Origin of the sequence: Streptomyces sp. NBC_00012 (assembly GCF_045040875.1) — a bacterium.
Taxonomy (GTDB): Bacteria; Actinomycetota; Actinomycetes; order Streptomycetales; family Streptomycetaceae; genus Streptomyces.
In genome coordinates, this window is the sequence record NZ_CP108309.1 from 928,398 (window position 1) to 948,500 (window position 20,103).

General features: G+C 71.5%; 15 protein-coding genes and 2 pseudogenes. 6 read left to right on the top strand and 11 right to left on the bottom strand.

Annotation, left to right across the window (positions count from 1 at the left end):
• Positions 1-7 precede the first annotated feature (7 nt).
• Positions 8-655: a GntR family transcriptional regulator gene (locus tag OHA19_RS04465; protein ID WP_405719737.1), complete on the bottom strand. Its 648-nt coding sequence runs from the start codon at positions 653-655 to the stop codon at positions 8-10.
• A gap of 76 nt (positions 656-731) precedes the next feature.
• Positions 732-1,640, bottom strand: coding sequence for a transcriptional regulator CynR (cynR, locus tag OHA19_RS04470; RefSeq protein WP_405719735.1), 909 nt, complete (start codon positions 1,638-1,640; stop codon positions 732-734).
• Between the two features lie 160 nt (positions 1,641-1,800).
• Here cynR and OHA19_RS04475 point away from each other — a divergent pair.
• The 3 genes and pseudogenes from OHA19_RS04475 to OHA19_RS04485 form a co-directional block, all read left to right on the top strand.
• A pseudogene (locus OHA19_RS04475) lies at positions 1,801-2,238 on the top strand (carbonic anhydrase); the annotation flags it as partial.
• Between the two features lie 26 nt (positions 2,239-2,264).
• Positions 2,265-2,532, top strand: a pseudogene (locus OHA19_RS04480) (aspartate/glutamate racemase family protein); the annotation flags it as partial.
• Between the two features lie 309 nt (positions 2,533-2,841).
• Positions 2,842-3,831, top strand: coding sequence for a CehA/McbA family metallohydrolase (locus tag OHA19_RS04485; protein ID WP_405719733.1), 990 nt, complete (start codon positions 2,842-2,844; stop codon positions 3,829-3,831).
• 17 nt (positions 3,832-3,848) lie between these two features.
• Here OHA19_RS04485 and OHA19_RS04490 read toward each other — a convergent pair whose 3' ends face one another.
• The 3 genes from OHA19_RS04490 to OHA19_RS04500 all read right to left on the bottom strand — a co-directional run bounded on the left by OHA19_RS04490 (position 3,849) and on the right by OHA19_RS04500 (position 6,720).
• Positions 3,849-5,876 (bottom strand): prolyl oligopeptidase family protein, encoded by a 2,028-nt coding sequence (locus OHA19_RS04490; protein WP_405719731.1) that lies wholly within the window; start codon positions 5,874-5,876, stop codon positions 3,849-3,851.
• 249 nt (positions 5,877-6,125) lie between these two features.
• Positions 6,126-6,257 carry a hypothetical protein gene (locus OHA19_RS04495; RefSeq protein ID WP_405719729.1) on the bottom strand — a complete coding sequence of 44 codons (132 nt, stop codon included), beginning with the start codon at positions 6,255-6,257 and terminating at the stop codon, positions 6,126-6,128.
• A 76-nt stretch (positions 6,258-6,333) separates the two neighbouring features.
• The gene (locus OHA19_RS04500) at positions 6,334-6,720 is read right to left on the bottom strand and encodes a VOC family protein (protein ID WP_405719727.1); all 387 of its coding nucleotides are present in this window, start codon (positions 6,718-6,720) and stop codon (positions 6,334-6,336) included.
• A gap of 322 nt (positions 6,721-7,042) precedes the next feature.
• Here OHA19_RS04500 and OHA19_RS04505 point away from each other — a divergent pair, with 322 nt between their 5' ends.
• From OHA19_RS04505 to OHA19_RS04515, 3 genes are all read left to right on the top strand, one after another.
• Positions 7,043-8,065, top strand: a complete 1,023-nt coding sequence (locus OHA19_RS04505; protein WP_405719725.1) for a LacI family DNA-binding transcriptional regulator — start codon at positions 7,043-7,045, stop codon at positions 8,063-8,065.
• 121 nt (positions 8,066-8,186) lie between these two features.
• On the top strand, positions 8,187-9,449 hold the full coding sequence (locus OHA19_RS04510; RefSeq protein ID WP_405749451.1) for an MFS transporter: 1,263 nt from the start codon (positions 8,187-8,189) through the stop codon (positions 9,447-9,449).
• A gap of 111 nt (positions 9,450-9,560) precedes the next feature.
• Positions 9,561-11,324 carry a glycoside hydrolase family 3 protein gene (locus OHA19_RS04515; protein ID WP_405719721.1) on the top strand — a complete coding sequence of 588 codons (1,764 nt, stop codon included), beginning with the start codon at positions 9,561-9,563 and terminating at the stop codon, positions 11,322-11,324.
• A 107-nt stretch (positions 11,325-11,431) separates the two neighbouring features.
• Here OHA19_RS04515 and OHA19_RS04520 read toward each other — a convergent pair whose 3' ends face one another.
• The 6 genes from OHA19_RS04520 to OHA19_RS04545 all read right to left on the bottom strand — a co-directional run bounded on the left by OHA19_RS04520 (position 11,432) and on the right by OHA19_RS04545 (position 20,091).
• Complete coding sequence (locus tag OHA19_RS04520) at positions 11,432-11,968, bottom strand: hypothetical protein (RefSeq protein ID WP_405719719.1); 537 nt, start codon at positions 11,966-11,968, stop codon at positions 11,432-11,434.
• A 61-nt stretch (positions 11,969-12,029) separates the two neighbouring features.
• Positions 12,030-13,097, bottom strand: a complete 1,068-nt coding sequence (locus tag OHA19_RS04525) for a class I SAM-dependent methyltransferase (RefSeq protein ID WP_405719717.1) — start codon at positions 13,095-13,097, stop codon at positions 12,030-12,032.
• A gap of 171 nt (positions 13,098-13,268) precedes the next feature.
• Positions 13,269-14,474 (bottom strand): glycosyltransferase, encoded by a 1,206-nt coding sequence (locus tag OHA19_RS04530; RefSeq protein WP_405719715.1) that lies wholly within the window; start codon positions 14,472-14,474, stop codon positions 13,269-13,271.
• Entirely contained in the window at positions 14,471-15,298 is an 828-nt protein-coding gene (locus OHA19_RS04535) for an alpha/beta fold hydrolase (protein WP_405719713.1), read from the bottom strand. The genes OHA19_RS04530 and OHA19_RS04535 overlap by 4 nt, the downstream gene beginning before the upstream one ends.
• 3 nt (positions 15,299-15,301) lie before the next feature.
• Positions 15,302-15,628, bottom strand: coding sequence for an acyl carrier protein (locus tag OHA19_RS04540; protein ID WP_405719711.1), 327 nt, complete (start codon positions 15,626-15,628; stop codon positions 15,302-15,304).
• Complete coding sequence (locus OHA19_RS04545) at positions 15,625-20,091, bottom strand: beta-ketoacyl synthase N-terminal-like domain-containing protein (protein ID WP_405722044.1); 4,467 nt, start codon at positions 20,089-20,091, stop codon at positions 15,625-15,627. Before OHA19_RS04545 ends, OHA19_RS04540 begins: the two co-directional genes overlap by 4 nt.
• Between the last annotated feature and the right edge of the window lie 12 nt (positions 20,092-20,103).

Below are 20,103 nucleotides of genomic sequence, written 5' to 3' on the forward strand. Positions count from 1 at the left end.
GCTCCGTTCAGCCCTGGGACCTGCGTCGCGCGGCAGCTGCGTTGCGGCCGGTCACCAGATGTTTGCTGGCCAGCTGTTCAACGCTCGCGACGTCCCGCTCCGCGATCGCCCGGTACAGGCCCTCGTGCTCCTGCGCGACACCCTCCAGGTCGTCGTGCTGTCCCAGCAGCCAGCGCATCCGGCTCCGGAGCGTGCTCTGGAGCTCGTTGAGGAGTTCGTTGTCGGCCAGCTCGGTCACCGTCTCATGGAAGTCGGCGGCGGCCCGGTGGGCCCGTACGGCGTCCCCCTTGTCCGCCGCCTTCAGCTCGGCGTCGAGATCCGAACGGAGCTTCTCCAGTCCCGCGCGGGTGCGCCGCTGGGCGGCGAGCCGGAAGGTCAGGGTCTCGAGGGCCGCGCGGACCTCGTCGAGGTCCTCGACGTCCGCCGGTGTGAACTCCCGTACGACGGCCCAGGTCCGCGGCCTCGGCGTGACCAGCCCCTCGGTGACCAGTGCCTTCAGGGCCTCCCGGATCGGCAGCCTGCTCACACCTAGCTCCGCGGCGAGCTCACGCTCGACGAGTTTGCCGCCCGGCTCACGCACACCGTCGATGATCTCGTCACGCAGCAGGCGCGTGACCCGCTCCGACTCGGGCTCGAACTCCCCAGACCCTGTCATGTCCTCAATTCTCTCATCACTCGAAGTCGTTGTTCGTTTCGCCGTCCGCGGGACGGGGTTCTGCGGGACGGGGCTCTCAGGCCGGTGCGTAGCCGCGCGTGCGGACCAGGCCGTGGGCGAGCCGGGTGAAGGCACGCGCGGCTGCGCTCTCGTAGGCGCTCTCCCGGTGCAGCAGGGTGGCGACGCGGGCGGGCAGCGGAGGGTCGATGGGAATCGGCCTGAGGTGCGGGTGGTCGTCCGTGACCGCGTCGGGCAGCACGGTGGCCAGCAGTCCGGTGCGCCGGACGATCTCGGTGAGGGCCTGGATGGTGTTGGCCTCGACGGCGATCGGCGGGCTGACACGGTGCTGCGTGAAGTAGCTGTCGATGTGGTTCCGGGTGGCGAAGTCGCTGCTGAGCAGCGCGAGTTGCTGATCGGCCAGGTCACGTACCGGCAGCGGCCGGTCGTCTCGGCCCTGGGCGCGGTCCGTGGTGACGACGAGGCTGAGGGTCTCGGTGAACAGCGCGGTGGTGGTGATGCCGGGCAGATGGGTTCCCGCGAAGGCGATCCCGAGGTCGAGATCGTCGGCCAGCAGGCTCGCCTCGATGCGGTCCTGTGTCATCTCCCGCAGGTCCAGCGTGATGCCGGGATGGTGCGTGTGCAGCGCCTCCACCAGTGGGCCGATGAGGTACGCGGTGAAGGTCGGTGTCACCGCCAGACGCAGATGTCCCCGGGAGAGGTCGGCGACATCGAGTACGGCACGGTCGGCGGCGGCCAGCTCGCGCAGTGCCCGCTGCGCGTAGTGCACATAGGCCTCGCCCGCGTCGGTGGGGCGGACGCTGCGGCCGCTGCGGTCGAGCAACTGAACACCGACGACGCGCTCCAACTGCTTGATCTGCTGCGACAGCGTCGGCTGCGAGATGCGCAGTTCTTCGGCAGCGCGCGTGAAGTTGCCGTGCTCGGCCACCGCGATCAGATAGCGGAGGTGACGCAGTTCCGGACCCATGTTCCGAGTATAGATAAGCCCAATCGATATCCCACCGAGGGCATCCCGTCACCTATGACACCCAGGCCGACCGGCCCGTCCATCCGCGCTTAAGCCATTGACATGACCTATAGAAATTATGGATAGCAAGACTTGGGCACTATAGGTGGAGGTCATGCATGGCGAGCTGTTCGTCATCCGCACCGCGGGCAATCTGGTCCCGGCACACGCCGCCGGCCCGGACGGCATCGCGGCCAGCATCGAGTACGCCGTCGCCGTGCTGCACGTGACCGACATCGTCATCTGCGGCCACTCCGCCTGCGGCGCGATGACCGCCCTGGCCGAGGGGCACGACCTCAGCGCCGCGCCGGTCGTCGCCGGCTGGCTGCGGCACGCGGACGCCGCACGGCCCCGGGCCGCCGCCACGCCGACCGGATCCGGACCGGCCAGGGTGGCCGCCCTGGTGCGGGCCAACGTGGCCGCACAACTGCAGAACCTCACCACGCACCCCTCCGTGGCCCGCGCCCTGGCCGGCCGGACGCTCACACTGCACGGCTGGGTCTTCGACATCGCCACCGGGACCGTCGATCCGGTCGGCGCCGCTCTGGTCGCGGCCTGACCACCACCAGCCCACTCATCACCCCCGAGAAGGCCGCCGTGGACGCCATCGTGGAACAGGCCGCACGCGCGGTCGAGGAGGACCGCGCCGAGGTGATCTTGTCTGGGGTGCGGCGGCATGTCCGGCCTCACCGAACGCGTCATCGAGCGTACCGGGGTTCCGGTCGTCGACGGGGTGACCGCCGCCGTGATGATCGCTGAGTCCCTCGTCCGCCTCGGCCTGAGCACCTCCAAGATGCGCACGTACGCGACGCCTCGTCCCAAGAAGATCCTCAACTGGCCGCCGCGGGTGTGACGCCGCAGGCCACGCCGGACCCGACCGGCGCGTAGTGACCGCCGCTCCCCGGACACCAGGCCGGGCAACGGCGGTGAACAGAGAACGACACAGGATCAGGAGCATCTGTTGCCCGATGTACAGCTCGTACTGCGCTCCACGCGCGTCATCGCTCCCGAGGGTGCCCGCCACCTGCTGCACTCGGTGGCACAGCCGCCCCGGCGATCACGCCGGATCGCCGGACAGGGTGGAGGGGAACCAGGCGCATACAGCAGCAGCGGCGGTGGCAGGCTGAGAGTCACGGGGCCGTGTCGAGCCGCAGGAGGAACGATGCCCGAGCCGGAAGCTCCACCGGCACGTGTGACCGGCCGGGGGCGCGGTTGGTACCGCGGTGACTGCCATGTGCATTCGGTGCACTCGGACGGTGAGCTGACGCCGGAGCAGCTGTCGGCCGGCGCCCGTGCGGTGGGACTCGATTTCCTGGCTACCACCGAACACAACACCGCCGAGGCGCACGGCGCCTGGAGGCGGCACGCCGGTGACGATCTGCTGGTGGTCCTCGGCGAAGAGGTCACCACCCGGACCGGACACTGGCTCGCACTGGGTATCCGCCCCGGGCAGGTGGTCGACTGGCGGTACGGGCTGCGGGACGGGCGGATCGACGGACACCTGGACGAGGTGCACCGAGCCGGTGGCCTGTGCGTGGCGGCCCATCCGCACGCACCGTACGCCTCGGGCACCTTCATGTATCCGTACCAGGGGTTCGATGTGGTCGAGGTGTGGAACGGGGAGTGGAGCTCGGACGCGCCGTGGAACGCCGACAACGAGGCGGCCCTGGCCGAGTGGGGGCGCGGCTTGGCCGCGGACATCCACCGGGGGTGGTGGCGGCCGGCGATGGGCAACAGCGATACACATCTCGCGGGCCAGCTGGGAGTCCCGCACACCGTGGTGCTGGCCGAGGAGCTGAGCACCGAGGCGGTCCTCGCCGGGATCCGGGCCGGCCGGAGCTGGATCGCCGGATCAGCCGCCGTCGAGCTGTCGTGCACGGCCTCGGCCGGTGGCCGGAGCGCCGGAATCGGTGAGCGGCTGAGGGCGGGTGACGCACCGGTCGAGGTGCGGGTGGACGTACGGGGAGTGCCCTCGGGCACGGTCGGCTTTCACACCGAGCAGGGCGTGGCGCATCGCGCGTCGTTGCCCGGAGCGGGAACGGGCACCGTGGAGTGGCGCACCGGTACGGCGGATTCCGCGTTCGTCCGTATCGAGGTGCGCCATCCCGACGGGCGCATGGCGGCGCTGTGCAACCCGGTCGTCCTGGCCTGAGGGAACCCGGACGCCGGCTATGCCTCCGGCGCCAGGTGCTGCCACAGGAAGGTGTGCATCAGGGCCTCGTTGTGGGCGGACTGCTCGTTGTCGCTGGCGCCCGCGTGCCCGCCTCCGGTGTTCTCGTGGAACAGCACCGGGTGGCCGAGTTCACGCAGCCGTGCCGCCGTCTTGCGGGCATGGCCGGGGTGGACCCGGTCGTCACGGGTGGAGGTGGTCAGGAGCAGCGGCGGGTAGGCCCGGTCCGCGGTGATCCGGTGGTACGGGGAGAGCTCGCGAAGGTGCGGGCGGTCGGCTTCGTTGTCCGGGTTGCCGTACTCGGCGGTCCAGGACGCACCGGCGAGCAGCTTGTGGAAGCGGAGCATGTCCAGCAGCGGCACCTGGGCGACGATCGCGCCGAACAGGTGCGGGTAGCGGGTGAGCATCGCGCCCATGAGCAGGCCGCCGTTGCTTCCTCCCGCGGCGCCCAGCATGGCCGGGGTGGTGATGCCACGCGCGACGAGGTCGGTCGCGACGGCCGCGAAGTCCTCGAAGGCCCGTGGCCGGTCCGCGCCCAGCGCGGCCTGGTGCCAGCCGGGCCCGTACTCGCCGCCGCCGCGGATGTTGGCGATCACATAGGTACCGCCGCGCTCCAGCCACGCCCGGCCCGTGACCGCGTCGTATGAGGGGATGAGCGGTACCTCGAAGCCGCCGTAGCCGTAGAGCAGCGTGGGGCCGGGAGTGGCGCAGGAGTGGCCGGGGCCGATCACGAAGTAGGGCACCCGGGTGCCGTCCTGTGAGGCCGCGAAGAACTGCTCCACCGTCAGACCGGCCGTGTCGAAGCGGGCCGGGGCCTGCTTGAGGACCTCGGATTCGGCGCCGATCCGCCCGTGGTGGAGGGCGGACGGCTGGAGGAACCCGGACACGTCCAGGAAGTACTCGTCGGAGATGTCGGGGTCGGTGTCCACGACCGTGACCCGGGACAGCGCCGGGACGTCCGCGAGCGGCTTGCGGGCCCATCCGCCTCCGGGGGTGGGAGTCAGGACCTCGATGTGGGTGCTGACATCGCGCATGGTCTCCAGGATCAGATGGTGGCGGGTCCAGGAGTGCCCGGCCAGAGCCGTCCGCTCGTCCGGGGTGAACAGCGCCTCGGCGGTGCGGTCACCCGCCAGGAAGGCGTCGAAGTCGAACGCCAGCAGGGAGCCCGCCGGCTGCCCGAGCCAGTCGGACTTCAGGGTGACGATCAGATGCCGGCGGTGGGCGTAGGCATTGGCGTCGTCGGGGACATCGATCCTGACGAGCGAGGCGTCGGGGTTCAGGAGGAATGTCTCGCTGCGGAAGAAGTCCAGCCACCGGGCGACGAAGTCCCGCTCGAAACCGGGTGTGGTGTCGTGCCGGCCCCAGGCCGCCACGTCTCCCGTCCCGGCCTCGAACACCAGCGCGGCCTCCTCCAGGGGTGTACCGCGGCGCCATCTGCGTACCGTGCGCGGATAGCCGGAGTCGGTCAGCGAGTCGGGACCGAGGTCGGCGCCGATGAAGACGGTGTCGGCGTCGATCCAACCGATCCGCGTCTTCGCCTCCGCCACCCGGAACCCGTCCTCGACGAAGGTCCGGGTGGCGAGGTCGAACTCGCGGACCACAACGGCATCACCGCCGTCGCGCGACAGACACACCAGTGCCCGGTCGTGATCGGGGCGGCGCACCTGCGCACCCGCCCAGACCCACTTCTCGCCCTCCGCCGCCGCGAGCGCGTCGACGTCGAGGAGGACCTCCCAGTCGGGCGAGTCCTTGCGGTACTGCTCCGGCGTCGTACGCCGCCACACACCACGCACCTGCCCGGCGTCCCGCCAGAAGTTGTAGAGGAACGGGCCGCGCCGGACGGTGTAGGGAATCCGGTCCGAGGCGTCCAGCACCTCCCGCAGGCGCGCCTTCAGAGCAGCGAACCCGGCGTCGTCGGCCAGTGCAGCCGCCGTCTCGGCGTTCCGCTCGGCCACCCATTCGAGCGCGGCCTCGCCGTCGATGTCTTCCAGCCACAGGTACGGATCTTCATCAGTCACGAGTGGCATTGTGCAGGCACATCCCGCGTACCGGGAACACAACCATGCGTTCGACGCCCGGACGTGCGGGAGCAGAGCCGGCCGCCCCGGCCACGATCGGCGCCGAACCGGCTTCGGTGTCCCTCGGACTGTTCGCCACCCACGACGGCGGCGCGACGTGAAAGAACCCGTACCACAAACGCTCCTTCGACACCGTCGTGGGCGATGCCGCCGATCCGCTGCACCTCCGTCCGGGCGCCCGGTCCACGGGCGAGGGTTTCAGCGGCGGATCCGGTGCGGCTTCCAGCCCGGGTGGGGCACCGCGGCCAGCAGGGCCTTGGTGTGGTCCGTCTCCGGCGCGCGCAGCAGCTGTGCCGTCGGCCCCGTTCCACCACCCGGCCGCAGCCCCATGTACCGGCTCCGCGGCACCAACGGGACCAGTGAGGAACTGGTGTCGCTGCCGACGCTCGCACGGTCCGTTTCGGCCCTACTCGCTGTGCACGATCTGGATCAGGTTGCCGCAGGTGTCGTCCAGCACAGCGGTGGTGACCGGGCCCGTCTCCAGCGGGTCCTGGGTGAAGCGCACCCCGAGCCCGCGCAGCCGGTCGAACTCCGCGTTCACGTCGTCCACGGCGAAGGACGCGGCCGGGATGCCGTCCTCGACCAACGCCGTCCTGTACGGCTTCACCGCGCGATGGCCGTCGGGCTCCAGCAGCAGTTCGGTGCCGTCGGGATCGTCCGGCGACACCACGGTCAGCCAGCGGTCCTTGCCCAGCGGGACCTCGGTCTTCTTCACGAAGCCCAGTACGTCCGTATAGAAGCGCAGGGCCTTGTCCTGGTCATCGACGAAGACGCTGGACAGGTGGATCCTCATGGGGTGCTCTCCGGATCGTCGGTCGGGCCTGAGCCACCGGGTGGCGATGTGCTCAAGCGGTTCGGTGTTCAGATCGTGGAACTTGTGGCGGCCATGGGCAAGCATCGACCTGCCCGTCGAGCGGGGCGCCTCGGCGGACTCCCGGATCACCAGGTCGAACGGATCGCCGCGCGGAACGGATCGCCCCGTGGAACGTACCCCCGCGATCCGTCTCTGAGCCGTCGGTCACAGATCGCGCCCCTTGACGCGCCACCTGCGCCGATTTAACTTCGGAGAGTTCCGGAAACGATTCCGGAACATGTTTCAGCGAAACGATGGACCCATGGCAGCCTCCGAGAGCAATCCCGCGCCCCGTCGCCGTCCGACGATCCATGACATCGCCACGGCGGCGGGCGTCAGCAAGCCCACCGTGTCCCGGGCGCTCAACGGACACCCGGACGTCAACGCCGTCACCCGGCAGCGCGTCCTGGACGTCGCCGCCGAACTCGGCTACGTACCGAGCGCCGGCGCCCGCGCCCTGCGCACGGGGCGGCACGGAGCGATCGGTCTGCTGATGCCACAGCAGACCTGGTGGGGGTTCGGGGAGACCCAGTACGGCATCGCCCAGGAGGCCGACCGACGGCAGCTGCACCTGCTGGTGCAGCCACCGCTCACCGGACCGGAGGCGGAGAAGGAGTTCGTCACCCGGATCCTGCCCGCGCTCCCGATCGACGGACTCATCCTCCTGATGCCGGAGGGAATGCTCCGGCATGTCGGCGATCTCGCTCGCTCCGGCATGCCGGTCATCGTCATCGACGACCGCGCGACCCGGCCCGGCATCCCGTACGTCGGCACGACCAACCGTGAAGGCGTACGGGAAGCGGTCGGCCACCTCGTCGCGCGGGGCCGGCGCCGGATCGCCTTCGTCGGTGCGCAGATGGAGGCCGCGTTCGCCCAGGCCCGCTTCGAGGGGTATCTCGACGGGCTGCGGGAAGCGGGCATCCCCTACGCACCCGAACTGGTCGCCCTCGAGGAGGGCGCGGTCATCGATCCGGACCCCGCCGGTGTGGCGGCGGTGCTCGACGCGGAGCCGGACGCCGTGGTCACGGCCTGGGACGAGATCGCCTTCGCCGTGCTCAACGCGGCGCACATCAGGGCACTCCGCGTCCCGGACGACATCGCGGTCGTCGGCTTCGACGACAACCCCGTCGCCCGGGTCACCTATCCACCGCTCACCACCGTGCGCCAGCCGCTACGGGAAATGGGCGAGGCGGCCGTACGGATGCTCCTCGACTCGCTCGACAACGGCTCGGGGCCCGGGAACGTCTCCGTCCCCACCCGGCTGGTGGTCCGCGAGTCCAGCTGACCGGCCCGGCTCCGGACCTTTCCACCACTCCACGGCCTCGCCCGCCCCCTCCCGTCCCCCTCCCCGCTCACCGGGCGTGACAGGTCACGTTCCGGCATGCCCGTATGCTCGAAGGAGAGCTATGTCCAGCACAGTAGGGGCCTCCGCGCCCGCCGCGTCGCCCCCGGCCGCCAAGGTTCCCGGCGGGTTCGTCACCGTGCACTTCCTGGCTCTCTTCGGTGCGTGGCTGGCCCTCCTGGCTCCCACCATGATCAGCCTCGCGGTCAAGGTCGAGGACCTGGACGCGTCGGCGAAGGTCTCCGCCCTCTCCTGGGCCCTTGGACTGGGCACGCTGGTCGCGTTGATCGCCAACCCGCTCTTCGGTTCGCTCAGCGACCGCTGCACCTCCCGGTTCGGATCCCGCCGCCCGTACATGGCACTGGGTGCCGCGGGCGGGATCGTCGGGCTGGCCGTGGTGGCCACGGCGCACTCGACCTGGCAGATCGTGCTCGGCTGGTGCATCGCCCAGGGCATGTACAACGCCCTCGTCGCCGCCATCTACGGGGCGCTGGCCGACCAGGTCCCCGAGACCCAGATGGGCACCGTCTCCAGCATCCTCGCGGTGGCCAGCCCGCTGGGCACGCTCGGCGGGACCTACCTGGCCGACGTCTTCACCGACAGCACCACACTGATGCTCCTGGTGCCGGCGGTCCTTGGTGGCCTGCTGGTCGTGCCGTTCCTCGTGTACGGACGCGACCGACGGATCGAGCCCGGCTCCGTCTCCCCGTTCGGACTGCGCGATCTGCTCGGGTCGCTGTGGACCAACCCGGTGCGCCACCGGGACTTCGGCTGGGCGTGGCTGTCGCGCTTCATGATGTGGGGCAGCTACGCGACGGCGACGACCTACCTCGCGTACTACCTGAGCGATGTGCTCGGCATGTCGTCGTCCGAGGTCACCCGCACCGTGTTCCTCGCCAACCTGGTCTTCACGGTCTTCGTCCTGCTCTCGACGGTCCCCGCCGGGTGGATATCCGACCGGATCGGCCGGCGCAAGCCCATCGTCCTCACCGCGTCCGTGCTGATGGCCACCGGGATGGCGGTCCTCGCCCTCGGGCACACGACCGCGCTGTTCTACGTCGCGCAGGGCGTCATGGGCCTCGGCATGGGCGTGTACTACGCGGTGGACATCGCGCTGCCCGCCGACGTACTGCCCGACCCCGCCACCGCCGCCAAGGACCTCGGGGTCATGAACATCGCCGCCACCCTCCCGTACAGCCTGATCGCGCTGGTCGGGCCCGTACTGCTGGCCATCGGCGGCGGCGACAACTACGCGGCGCTGTTCGCCTTCGGTGCCGTCGTCGCACTGGTGGCCTCGCTGGTGGTCCTGCCCGTCCGGCGCCGCTGACCGCCGGACGCCGTCCATCTCCCGACCGCCCCTCCCCCTCAGCCCCGCGGCCGGTGCGCGGCACCTGACAACCGCCGCCGGCCGCGGCCCCTTACTCTCCGAGGTACTTCCATGTTCCAGACCACCGCCCCCTATCTGAACCCGTCCCTCTCCGCCGAACGGCGCGCCGAGGACCTGCTCGCCCGCATGACGCTGGAGGAGAAGGCCGGTCAGCTCTTCCACACCGCGAACGTGATGAACGACGACGGCACCCTGCTCGCCGAGGCCGACCACGACAACGGTGTCCTGCCCGCCGCCGAGCTGGTCGTGGAACGGCACATCACGCACTTCAACCTCCTCAACGGCAATGACCCCCGCCGTATCGCCGAATGGCACAACCGGCTCCAGGACCTCGCCGCCGGCACCCGTCTCGGCATTCCCGTCACCGTCTCCACGGACCCCCGCCACGGGGTGTTCTCCTCCCCCGCCACCGGGCAGGTGATGGACTCCCTCTCCCGCTGGCCGGAACACACCGGCTTCGGCGCGCTCGGTGACGAGCGGGCCGTGGAGGAGTACGGCGACATCGTGCGCCGGGAGTACCTGGCGCTCGGCATCCGGGTCGCGCTCGGTCCGATGGCCGATCTGTACACCGATCCTCGCTGGTCGCGCGGGTACGGAACGTTCGGCGAGGACCCCGAGACCGTGTCCCGCCTGACCGCGGCCTTCATCCGGGGGCTGCGCGGTCCGGGCGCGCTGGGTGCGCAGAGCGTGGCCGCGATGGTCAAGCACTTCCCGGGCGGCGGGCCGCAGAAGGACGGGGAGGACTCCCACGACCCGCGCCACCCCGAGCAGGTGTATCCGGGGGGCCGGCGCAATCTGCACCTGCTGCCCTTCGAGGCCGCCTTCCGGGCCGGTGTCACGCAGGTGATGACGTACTACGGCATGCCCGTCGGCACCGACTGGGAGGAGAACGGCTTTGCCTTCAACAAGCCCGTCGTCACCGGCCTGCTGCGGGACCACTACGGATTCGAGGGCATCGTCTGCACCGACTGGAACGTCATCGAGTCCACACTGCTGGGCGGCCGTGTCTTCGGCCCCAATGCCTTCGGTGTGGAGCACCTGACCCCCGCCCAGCGCATCGCCAAGGCGCTGGACGCCGGGGTCGACCAGTTCGGTGGAGACGTCTCCACCGATCTCGTCGTCCAGCTCGTCCGTTCCGGCGAGGTCGCCGAGTCCCGCATCGACGCCTCGGTACGCCGTCTACTCCTGGAGAAGTTCCGCCTCGGCCTGTTCGAGCACCGTCACGTGGACCCGCAGGCCGCCGCCGAATTCGTCGGCTCGGCATCCCTGCGCGCGGCGGGCCGGGCGGCCCAGCAGCGGGCCCAGGTCGTACTCAAGAACTCCGGCGGGCTGCTGCCCCTGCCCGGCCGCCCCCGGGTCTACGCCGAGGGCATCGATCCCGCTGTCCTGGCCACCTACGCCGAGGTGGCCGCCACCCCCGCCGAGGCCGACTTCGCGGTGTTGCGCCTGACCTCCCCGTGGCAGGAGCGCGACGGTGTGCTGGGGGCCTACTTCCACGGCGGCAGCCTGGAGTTCACCGCGGAGCGGATCGCCCATGTGCGGGAGGTGGCGGCCGCCGTTCCCACCGCGCTGCTCGTCTATCTGGAGCGCCCGGCGGTGCTGACCCCGCTGGACGCCGAAGTGCCCGCGGTCGTCGCCGACTTCGGCTCCGACGACGACTCGCTGCTCAGCACGGTGTTCGGCCGTACGGTTCCCCGGGGCACGCTCCCGTTCGACCTGCCGTCGTCGGCCGATGCCGTGGCGGAGAGCCGCGAGGACGTCCCCTTCGACACCGCCGACCCGCTGTACCGCTTCGGCCACGGCCTGCGGCTCTGACGGCCGCCACCCTTCGACCGGCGACAGGACGATCGGCCGGGGCACCCGTCGGACCCCGGCACCGATCACGGATCGGAGCGGTCGGACCGCACGGTCCCTTGGCGCCTCTACTCGTCGGGGAACGAGAAGTAGAGCGCCTCGCTGTAGAAGGAAGCGAAGTGGTTCTGCCAATCGGCGCGCAGGGACGCGAGCCAGGCATCGTCGCCGCCGGCGATCGCCGCCTCGGCACGGGCCACGGCGTCGGGGATTTCGCGGGAGACCAGGTACTTCACCGCCTCCTCGGGTTCCTCGTCGTCGAGCGAGACCATCTCCCCCGTCTCCAGCACGAAGTACGTGTCCCGCTGCTTGTCCAGGTGGGCCGTGGTCCTGGCGACGCATTCGGCGAATTCGCTGTCGTCCTCGAGCCCCTGCCCGACCACGCGCAGGAGATCGCCGAGCAGGGCGGCACCGCCGGCGTAGTCCGCCGCGATGCCTATACGCATGTTCCAGATCATGGACGGGACGATGTTCGTCTCGCGACCGACGAGCAGCTTGTGCGCCAGCGGAATGCTCCAGTTGTGCTCGGAGATGCACCGGATCTTCTCCGGATTCGCCGCTGCGGTCGGCAACGTACCCGCTGAGTAGAGGTAAGAACGGTTGGCCATGACGGCGACCTTAACCCCACCCACTGACAGCCGAGGCGGGGACGACACCTCGTCCCGCCCGTCAGTCGCGCCGGGCCACGATCCGGTACGCGTTCGACACCCGAAGCCGGTACGACAGCGGCCGCACCGCGAACCGGTCGAGCAGGGTGCCCACCACCAGCGCCGGAACCCCGGCGACCAGCAGCGCCCCGCGCAGGGTGCGGCGCAGCCGGCTCGGCGGCTCGGGCAGCCACGGCGCGTCGTCGCGCGGTGCCGCATGGTCCAGCGCCAGCCATACGGCGGCCAGCAGGTCGACCGGGTCGTGCGGCTCGGCGTGCTGCTCGGCGACCACTGTGAAGCCCAGCTCCGTGAGCCGCTCCCGTAGATTGGCCACCGGGACGAAGTGCAGGTGCTGCGGCTGGAGCCAGGGGAGCCACCAACGGCCCAGCAGCCTCGCATATCGGCTCTCGGGGTCCGGCACCTCGATGAGGAGGTGCCCGCCGGGCCGTACCGTCTCCCGTGCGGCGCGCAGTTCACGATCGGGCTCCGTGCTGTGCTCCAGGTAGTGAAACATGCTCACCACGTCGTAGTCGCCGCCCAGTTCGGGTGCGAGCTCGGGAAAACTGCCCCGGTGGCCGCGGTCCACCCGGCCCTCCCGCTCGGCCAGTTCGACGCCGTCGGTGAAATCGAGTCCGTCGAACACCGTGTGGGGCAGCACCGCCCGCGCGGCCGCGCAGAAGTGACCGTGCCCGGTCCCGACGTCCAGCCATCTCTTCGGCGCGGAGTCGTACGGCAGCATCGATTCCGCCCGCCCCCGGTACATCTTGGTACGGCCCCCGAAGGTGTCACCGAGTTTCTTCTCGCCGAGCCCGTCGTAGAAGTCCCGGTAGTAGAACTCCAGTCCCTGCGCGTTGAGTCGAGGGTTCTGAAAGATGTGACCGCAGCCCTCGCAGCGGTCGAGTACGAAACGGCCCGGCTTGTGCTGGAGCAGATCAGTGGTGCGCAGCCGGGTGGTCAGCTCCTGCGAACCGCACCAAGGGCAGCTGGTGCGGCGTGGCTCGAAGAAGCGCTCCGGGCCGGCGGCGATGTCCGCCTGATAGCCGGGCCGCAGCCGGGCGATCCGGACAGCGGGGTCGGTGTCTTCGCTCATCTGAACTCCCTGGCTGTTCCCGTACGTCGTGGGGTTGCATCGGCTGATTCGGAGTGCGCGAGAGTGTCTTTCGGAGCCGTGGCCGCTCGGGTGGGACATGGCGGAGCCTTCCGGGGCCGACCGGCAGGGCTGTGGAGCGCGGTCAGGTCCCCGGAGTGTCCGGCTTCGCCGTCACAGAGGCTCACGGGCATTCCCCTCCTTGCCCGCAGGCTTCCGGAAGGACGCGTCCAGTTCACCGAGCCGGAGCGCGGCGGCACGGGCCCCGCCGGCGGAACGGAACGCCGTACGGATCCGTTGGGCCCCGTCGCGGTATCCGGTGTCGTCCAGGACCGAGTCGACCGCCGAGACCAGCCTCTGGGCGGTGACCCGCCCGAACCGCACCCGCACCCCGGCCCCGGCGTCGACGACCTGTCCGGCCACCACCGGCTGGTCGTCGCGGATGGGAGCCACCACGAGCGGAACCCCGTGCCACAGGGCCTCGCACACACTGTTGTGGCCGGCGTGGCAGACGACTGCGCCAACGCCCCTCTCCAGAAGGGCGAGTTGTGGCACGGACGGCACGATCAGCACATCCTTGTCGCCGTCCCGCGCCGAGAGCACGCCACCGGGATCGACGATCACCGCCTGCACCCGGTCGGCGCGCTCCCGCAGCGCGCTCCGGCACACATCGAGGAACCGGCCGCCTGCATCGGCGTTCGCCGTGCCCAAGGTGACCAGGACGGTGGTGCGGGCGGCGTCGAGCCATTCCCACGGGAAGCCGGCGGCGGACGGACGCGCCGTGATCGACGGACCGACCCAGCAGACCCCCTCGTGCGCCGGACCAGCCAACTCCGGTGTACTGAAAGCGAGGACGAGATGCGGTGAGAAGCGGGGGTCGGCCGTGCCCGCCGGATCCCCGACGGCCTCCCGGAGCGTGCCCAGCCGCCGCTGCAACCACTGGCTGACCTTGGGAAGCCCGGCGAGGGGGTCGGTGAACTCGGCCGACGTGGTCGCCGAGGTCGCCCACGGCAAACCCAGCCGTTCCGCGATCAGCGCGCCCGCGAATGCCTGCTGGTCGGCGACGACGACGTCCGGCCGGAACGCCTCGACTGCGGCCCGGACGCCCGGGGCCATCGCCTCGGCCAGCGGCAGCAGATACCGGTCCCACAGGAACTTCAGCGCCTCGGGACCGCGCAGCTCGGCCGGCCGCTCGCCCTGAGGTGCCCCGACGCACGCCATGACGGGCCCGGCCCCGGGGCCCGCGAGTCGGCCGACCAGCGCCGGATCGGGACACACCCACGCCACCGCGTGTCCTGCCGCGACGAGTTCGGCGGCGACACCGACGGTCGGGTTGATGTGCCCGACCAGGGGCGGGACGACGAAGAGGAAGCGGCTCACCCGGCCACCTCCGCCGCCACCCGCCCGGTGGTGCGGCCGGCCTCCTCGACGAGTGCCAGGATGTGCCCGCCGACCGTCCCGGAGGCCTCCACCAGGACCGAGTGCTCGTGCCCCGGGATCACCACGGTCCGGCAGTCCGGAAGCGCCGACACCAGCCAGGGCGCGAGCTCGGCGAGATCGGAGTCGCCTCCGTACAGGCCGAGCACCGGACAGCGCACTGCCGCGATCTGACCGGCCGTCAGTACGCCGCTTGCCGGGATGTCCCGACCGAGAGTGGTGTCACGGGCCAGTCGGGCCGCACCCTTGGCCAGGCGGGCGGTGTTGTGCCCGCGGTGGGTGCTGATCCAGGCGATCGCGTCGGGCTCGTTGTGGGCGAGCTGGGTCACGACGCGGTCCAGGATGCCTCCCAGTTTCTCCGCCCAGGCGGCGGTGGCCGGTTCGGACTCGATGAGACTGACGCTCGCCGCCCGCTCGGGGCGCCGGGCCGCGAAGCCGAACGCGATCGTGCCGCCGAAGGAGTTGCCGACCAGGTGCACCGGACCGGTCACCGCCAGCCGGTCGAGCAGCGCCTCCAGGTCGTCGATGTTGTGCTCGACCGTGTAGCCCTCGGCCGGGCGTTCACTGCGCCCGTGGCCGCGCAGGTCGTACATGACGACATCGAGACCGGCGGCCGCGAGCGCGGGCGCGACGGTGAAGTAGTAGCTGGCCAGGCTGTCGGTGAGCAGACCGTGCACCAGCACCACGGTGGCGGTGGCCGGCCGGCCCTCCCGGGGACCGATCCGCTGTACGTGCAACCGGACGGCGCCGGCGTCGACCATCGCCATGGCTCAGCTCGCCTCCCCGGCCTTCAGACTGGTCACGACGTACTCGACCAGCCGTCCGACGGTCAGTTCGATGATCTCGTCGAAATCCATTCCGGCCAGGAACTCCGCGAAGTTGACCCGGTCGCCGTAGCGCTCCTGGAGCAGCCCGGCCAGGGTGACGAGGTCGATGCTCTCCAGCTCCAGGTCACGGTTGAAGGTCGTCCTCATGCCGATCTCGACGTCGTCGAGGCCGTACTCGTCCTCCAGGAGCCGCGCCAGCATTCCGGTGAGGTCGGCGAGGACGGACTCCTCGTCGGCGGCGACAGGGGTGTGGGGGGTGTGAGCTGTCATCGGGCGTCGTACTCCTTAGCGGTCGGGTTTCCCGTCGTCCATGCCACCGCGTACGCGCGCTCCGGCAACCGGGGCGGGTTGGTGGCCTGCACGCAGTGCACGGTGTAGGCGCGTTCCAGGCGGCCCGCGACGACCAGCCGGTCGCCGGCGGGTGTCGCGTCGAGCACGGTGAAGTCCCGTGGCCGGCCGCCGAATCCGGTGCCCTCCGCCTTGGCGACGGACTCCTTGGCCGCCCAGAAACGGGTGAACCACAGGGCCTGGCTCTCGCCGGAGTCGGCCGACAGGCGGTGCAGCAGCCGCAGTTCGTCCCCGTCCAGGACGGCGGCGAGGGTCTGCGGGGTGCGATCGGTGACCTCCTCGATGTCGATGCCGGGGCCGGGTCCGGTCCGGTGCGGCCGGACGATCGCAACGGCCGCCTCCGCGCAGTGGGCCAGCGAGACGTCCAACGGGGGCAGGGCCCGCCCGTGCACGCCGGTGACGTACGGACGGCCCGTCTCGTCGTTGTGCACCCGCAGCTCCGCCGGGAAGACGGGGCCCTCGCCGTGGTCCCACAGCCACTGCCGCACCGAGTCCTTGACCGCGATGCGCCCCAGCAGCCACTGCCGGCGCCCGCGCGGCGCGTGCCGCGCGTACTCCGCGCGCTCCGCACTGCCCAGGGAGTTGCGCATGATCAGCTCCCGGGAGGCCAGGTCCGGCCACCTCTCGTGCAACAGCCGCCAGCCGCCGGACCGCGGCTCGGAAAGCGTGTTGCGATCCGGGAAACGCTCGACGGGCCGGGTCTGCGGGTCGTTGTCGAAGCGGCGGTCCTGCCAGCCGTACAGCTCCGCCCAGACGGTGCCCCCGGCCCTCAGCTGTACGTCGGCCTCCAGCAGGGCGTCGGTGAGCGAGGTGACGCGCACCAGGCATTCCACTTCCGTGCCCGGCGCCGGGTGTGGCCCGTAGAACCGCATTTCCCGCATCCCGACCGGGAACACGACGGTGCGCTCGGAACGGGTGGCCATGATCCAGTAGCCGAGGATCTGGCCGACGTTGTCCAGCAGCGCGCCGGGTGCGGAAGGGGTGGTGAGACGTCCGCGCACATGTCGGTCGCCGATCGCGGTGAGTTCGCTGACGCCCTGGAACGCCGGGCCGTGGAACATCCAGCGCTCGGTGTAGAGCTGGCCGGCGGTGTGGTCGGGGGCGCGCTCGGTTCCGGGGTCGGTGGCCCATGGGGCGGGGGGCGGGGTGGGGTACGCGGCGGCGAGCTCCACGGTGGCGCGGGCCCGCGGGCCGAAGGAGACGGCGAGAAGGCCCGGTTCCTTCGGCGTCACGGTCACGGGCACGTCGACGGCCGGGGTGGCGGTGAGCCACTCGTCGAACCGCGCGCCGTGCACGGCGACCGGTGTCCCGCCGGGGTCCGTCTCCTGCGCGGCGTCCACGATGTGCTGCACGATCGTCGTGGCCGGGACGACCGGCCACCGGTCGGCGACTTCGGGCCAGTCCGGCCGCTGAGGGAAGAAGCAGTGGTCCAGGAGGTAGGGCATGGTGTCGGTCGAGACGCGGACGGTCGTGTGCCGCGGCCCGGAGGACGGGGCCGGCTCAGGCGTCCTCGTTCTCGCAGACATGAGGGCGGCGGCCGTGTCCGCGGTCTCGCTCAGCAGGGCGCTCAGTTCGGCGGCCACCGGGGAGCTCTCGGCGAGGGAGTCCAGCGGCGACGAGCCGGCCGGGACCGGCACACGCGCGGGCGCCCGCAGCTCGGCCCGCAGCTCGGGGAGCCGCTGGGGCGAGAGGGACACCAGAGCACCGCTCAAGTCCAGTCGCACCGGCGGCCGTCGATACGTGGTCGCCGCCTCGACGGGCTGCAAGGAGGGCGCCACCGTCGAACCCGCCGTCCACAGCGCGGTGGCCACCCGGCGCAACTGGGCGAGACCGGTGCGGTGGGGCGAGTTGGCTGCTACCACCAGGTGGTCGCGACCGCCCAGGGTGTCGCTCACGAGGGAGCCGAGCTGACCGGGTCCGACCTGGACGAACACCCGGTGACCGGCCGCGTTCAGGGCCTCGGTCAGCTGCCGGAACCGCACGGGTTCCAGCAGATGCCGGACGAAGAGAGCCCGGATCCCCGTCTCGTCCTCCGGGAACGGCGCGGCGGTCGTGCCCGACCAGAGGGGGGTGTGCGGCGGATGCAGCCGGAACCGGCGGGCGGCCTCCTCGATCGGTCCGAGATGGGGTCGCAGCATCGGCGTGTGGAAGCCCGAGCGGAACGGCAGAACCTGGCTGAGGACGCCCTGGGCGCGACGCGCCCGTACGAAGTTCTCCACCGCCGCCTGCGGACCGCACACCATCGACTGACCGGGTGCGTTGTCGTGGGAGAGGACCAGGCCCGCCCGGCTCCCGCCCTCGTCGCGCAGGGCGGCGAGGACATGCTCGGCACCGGCGCCGACCGCGCCGAAGGCGAGACCCGGGACCGTCACCGAGGCGGGGTCGAAGGCGGCCATGAACGCGTCGACCTCGTCCCCCGAGTACAGCCCGGCCGCCGCCATGGCCGTCCACTCGCCGACGCTGTGTCCGGCGACCGCGTCCGGCACGATCCCGCTGCGGCGCAGCGCCGCGTCGAGGAGGCGGCCGACGGCGACCACGCCGAACCCGTGCCGGCCCACGTCCCCGGTCCGGTTTCCGTCGACCGCGGGGGCAGTCAGACCGAAATGCGCGGCCACGTCGTCGACCTGCGGGGTGAACTCGCCTTCCAGGCCCGGGAACAGGAACGCCAGTCCGCCGTGGCCTGCGCCCAGGAGGGGGCTCGGCCGGAACCAGACGTCGCTGCGTCCGTGCCAGCCTCGCTGCCGGGCGACCGCGCGGCGGGCCAGAGCGAGCCGTTTGGCGGTCGGGCCGACGATGCCGAGACGGGCGGGGCCCGCCTCCGGGTGCGGGTGGCCGGCGGCCCGTACGGTGTCGTCGTCGGCGTCCAGCAGGGCGGCGAGCCGCTCCGGGGAGTCGGCGGCCAGCAGTAGGACAGGCTCGGGCTCGGCGACCTCCAGGACCGGGCGGGCCGACGCGCTCACGCGGGACCCGCGGGCGCCCGGGGCCTCCTCCAGCACCACATGCGCGTTGATCCCGCCGAAGCCGAACGCGTTGACCGCGGCCCGGCGCACGGGCCCGCGCGCGGTGGTCTCCCAGTCGGCGGCCTTCTCCAGGGTGCGGAACCGGGTGCGGGCCAGGGCGGGGTGCGGCTCTTCGCAGTGCAGGGTCGGAAGGAGTGTGCGGTGGTGGACGGCGAGCGCGGCCTTGACCAGACCGGCGACCCCGGCGGCCGGCATGGCGTGCCCGATCATCGACTTGACCGATCCCAGAACCGCGTCACCGTCCCCGGGGCCGAACACCGCGGCGAGCGTGGCGAGTTCGGCGCTGTCCCCTGCCGGGGTCGCCGTGCCGTGCGCCTCGAGCAGGCCGACCGAGCCGGGCTCGGCGGGGTCGAGTCCGGCCGCCCGCCACGCATGCCGTACCGCCTGCGCCTGGCCGCCGGGCTCGGGGTTCATGAGACCGGCCACCCGTCCGTCGCTCGCCACGCCGGTGCCCCGGATCACGGCGTAGATCCGGTCTCCGGCACGCTCGGCGTCGGCCAGCCGCTTGAGGACGACGACGCCCGTCCCCTCACCGATCAGGATGCCGTCGGCGTCCCGGTGGAAGGGCCGGATGCGCTGGCTGGGAGAGAGTGCGCGCAACTGGGAGAAGACGCTCCACAGCGTGATGTCGTGGCAGTGGTGGACGCCGCCGGCGAGCATCACGTCGCACCGTCCGGAGGCGAGTTCGCCCACGGCCTGGTCCACGGCGATCAGTGAGGAGGCGCAGGCAGCGTCCACCGTGTACGCGGGCCCGCGCAGATCGAGCCGGTTGGCGACCCGGGAGGCGGCGAGATTGGGCACCAGGCCGATCGCGGACTCGGGGCTGTCCGGACCGAGACGCTCGGTGAATGCCTGGCGTACTCTTCCGAGTTGGTCTCCCGTCAGGTCCGGGAGCAACTCCGCCAGTGTGCGGGTCAGTTGGCCGGCCGTGCGGACCCGCTGATCGAGCCTGACCAGGCCCGGCGTGAGATAGCCGCCCCTGCCCAGAACGACGCCGACCCGCCCCCGGTCGGGAAGGCGATCCGTGCCGCCCGCGTCGTCGAGGGCGGCCGAAGCCACGTGCAGCGCGATGAGCTGGTCGGGTTCGGTACCGGCCACCGAGTTCGGCATGATCCCGAACCGGGTGACCTCCACCTGCGCGAGCCCGTCCACGAACCCGCCCCGGCGGGCGTAGACCTGGTTCGCGACGGCCGGGTCGGAAGCGGTGCCCGGGTGGTAGTACTCGGCGTCCCAACGCCCGTCCGGTACCGCGCCGATCGCGTCCACGCCGTCGCGCAGGTTGCGCCAGTAGGCGTCCAGGTCCGCGGCGCCCGGCAGCAGCACCGCCATTCCGACGATGGCCACCGGCACTTGTCGTGCGGCCATGACCTGCGTGCC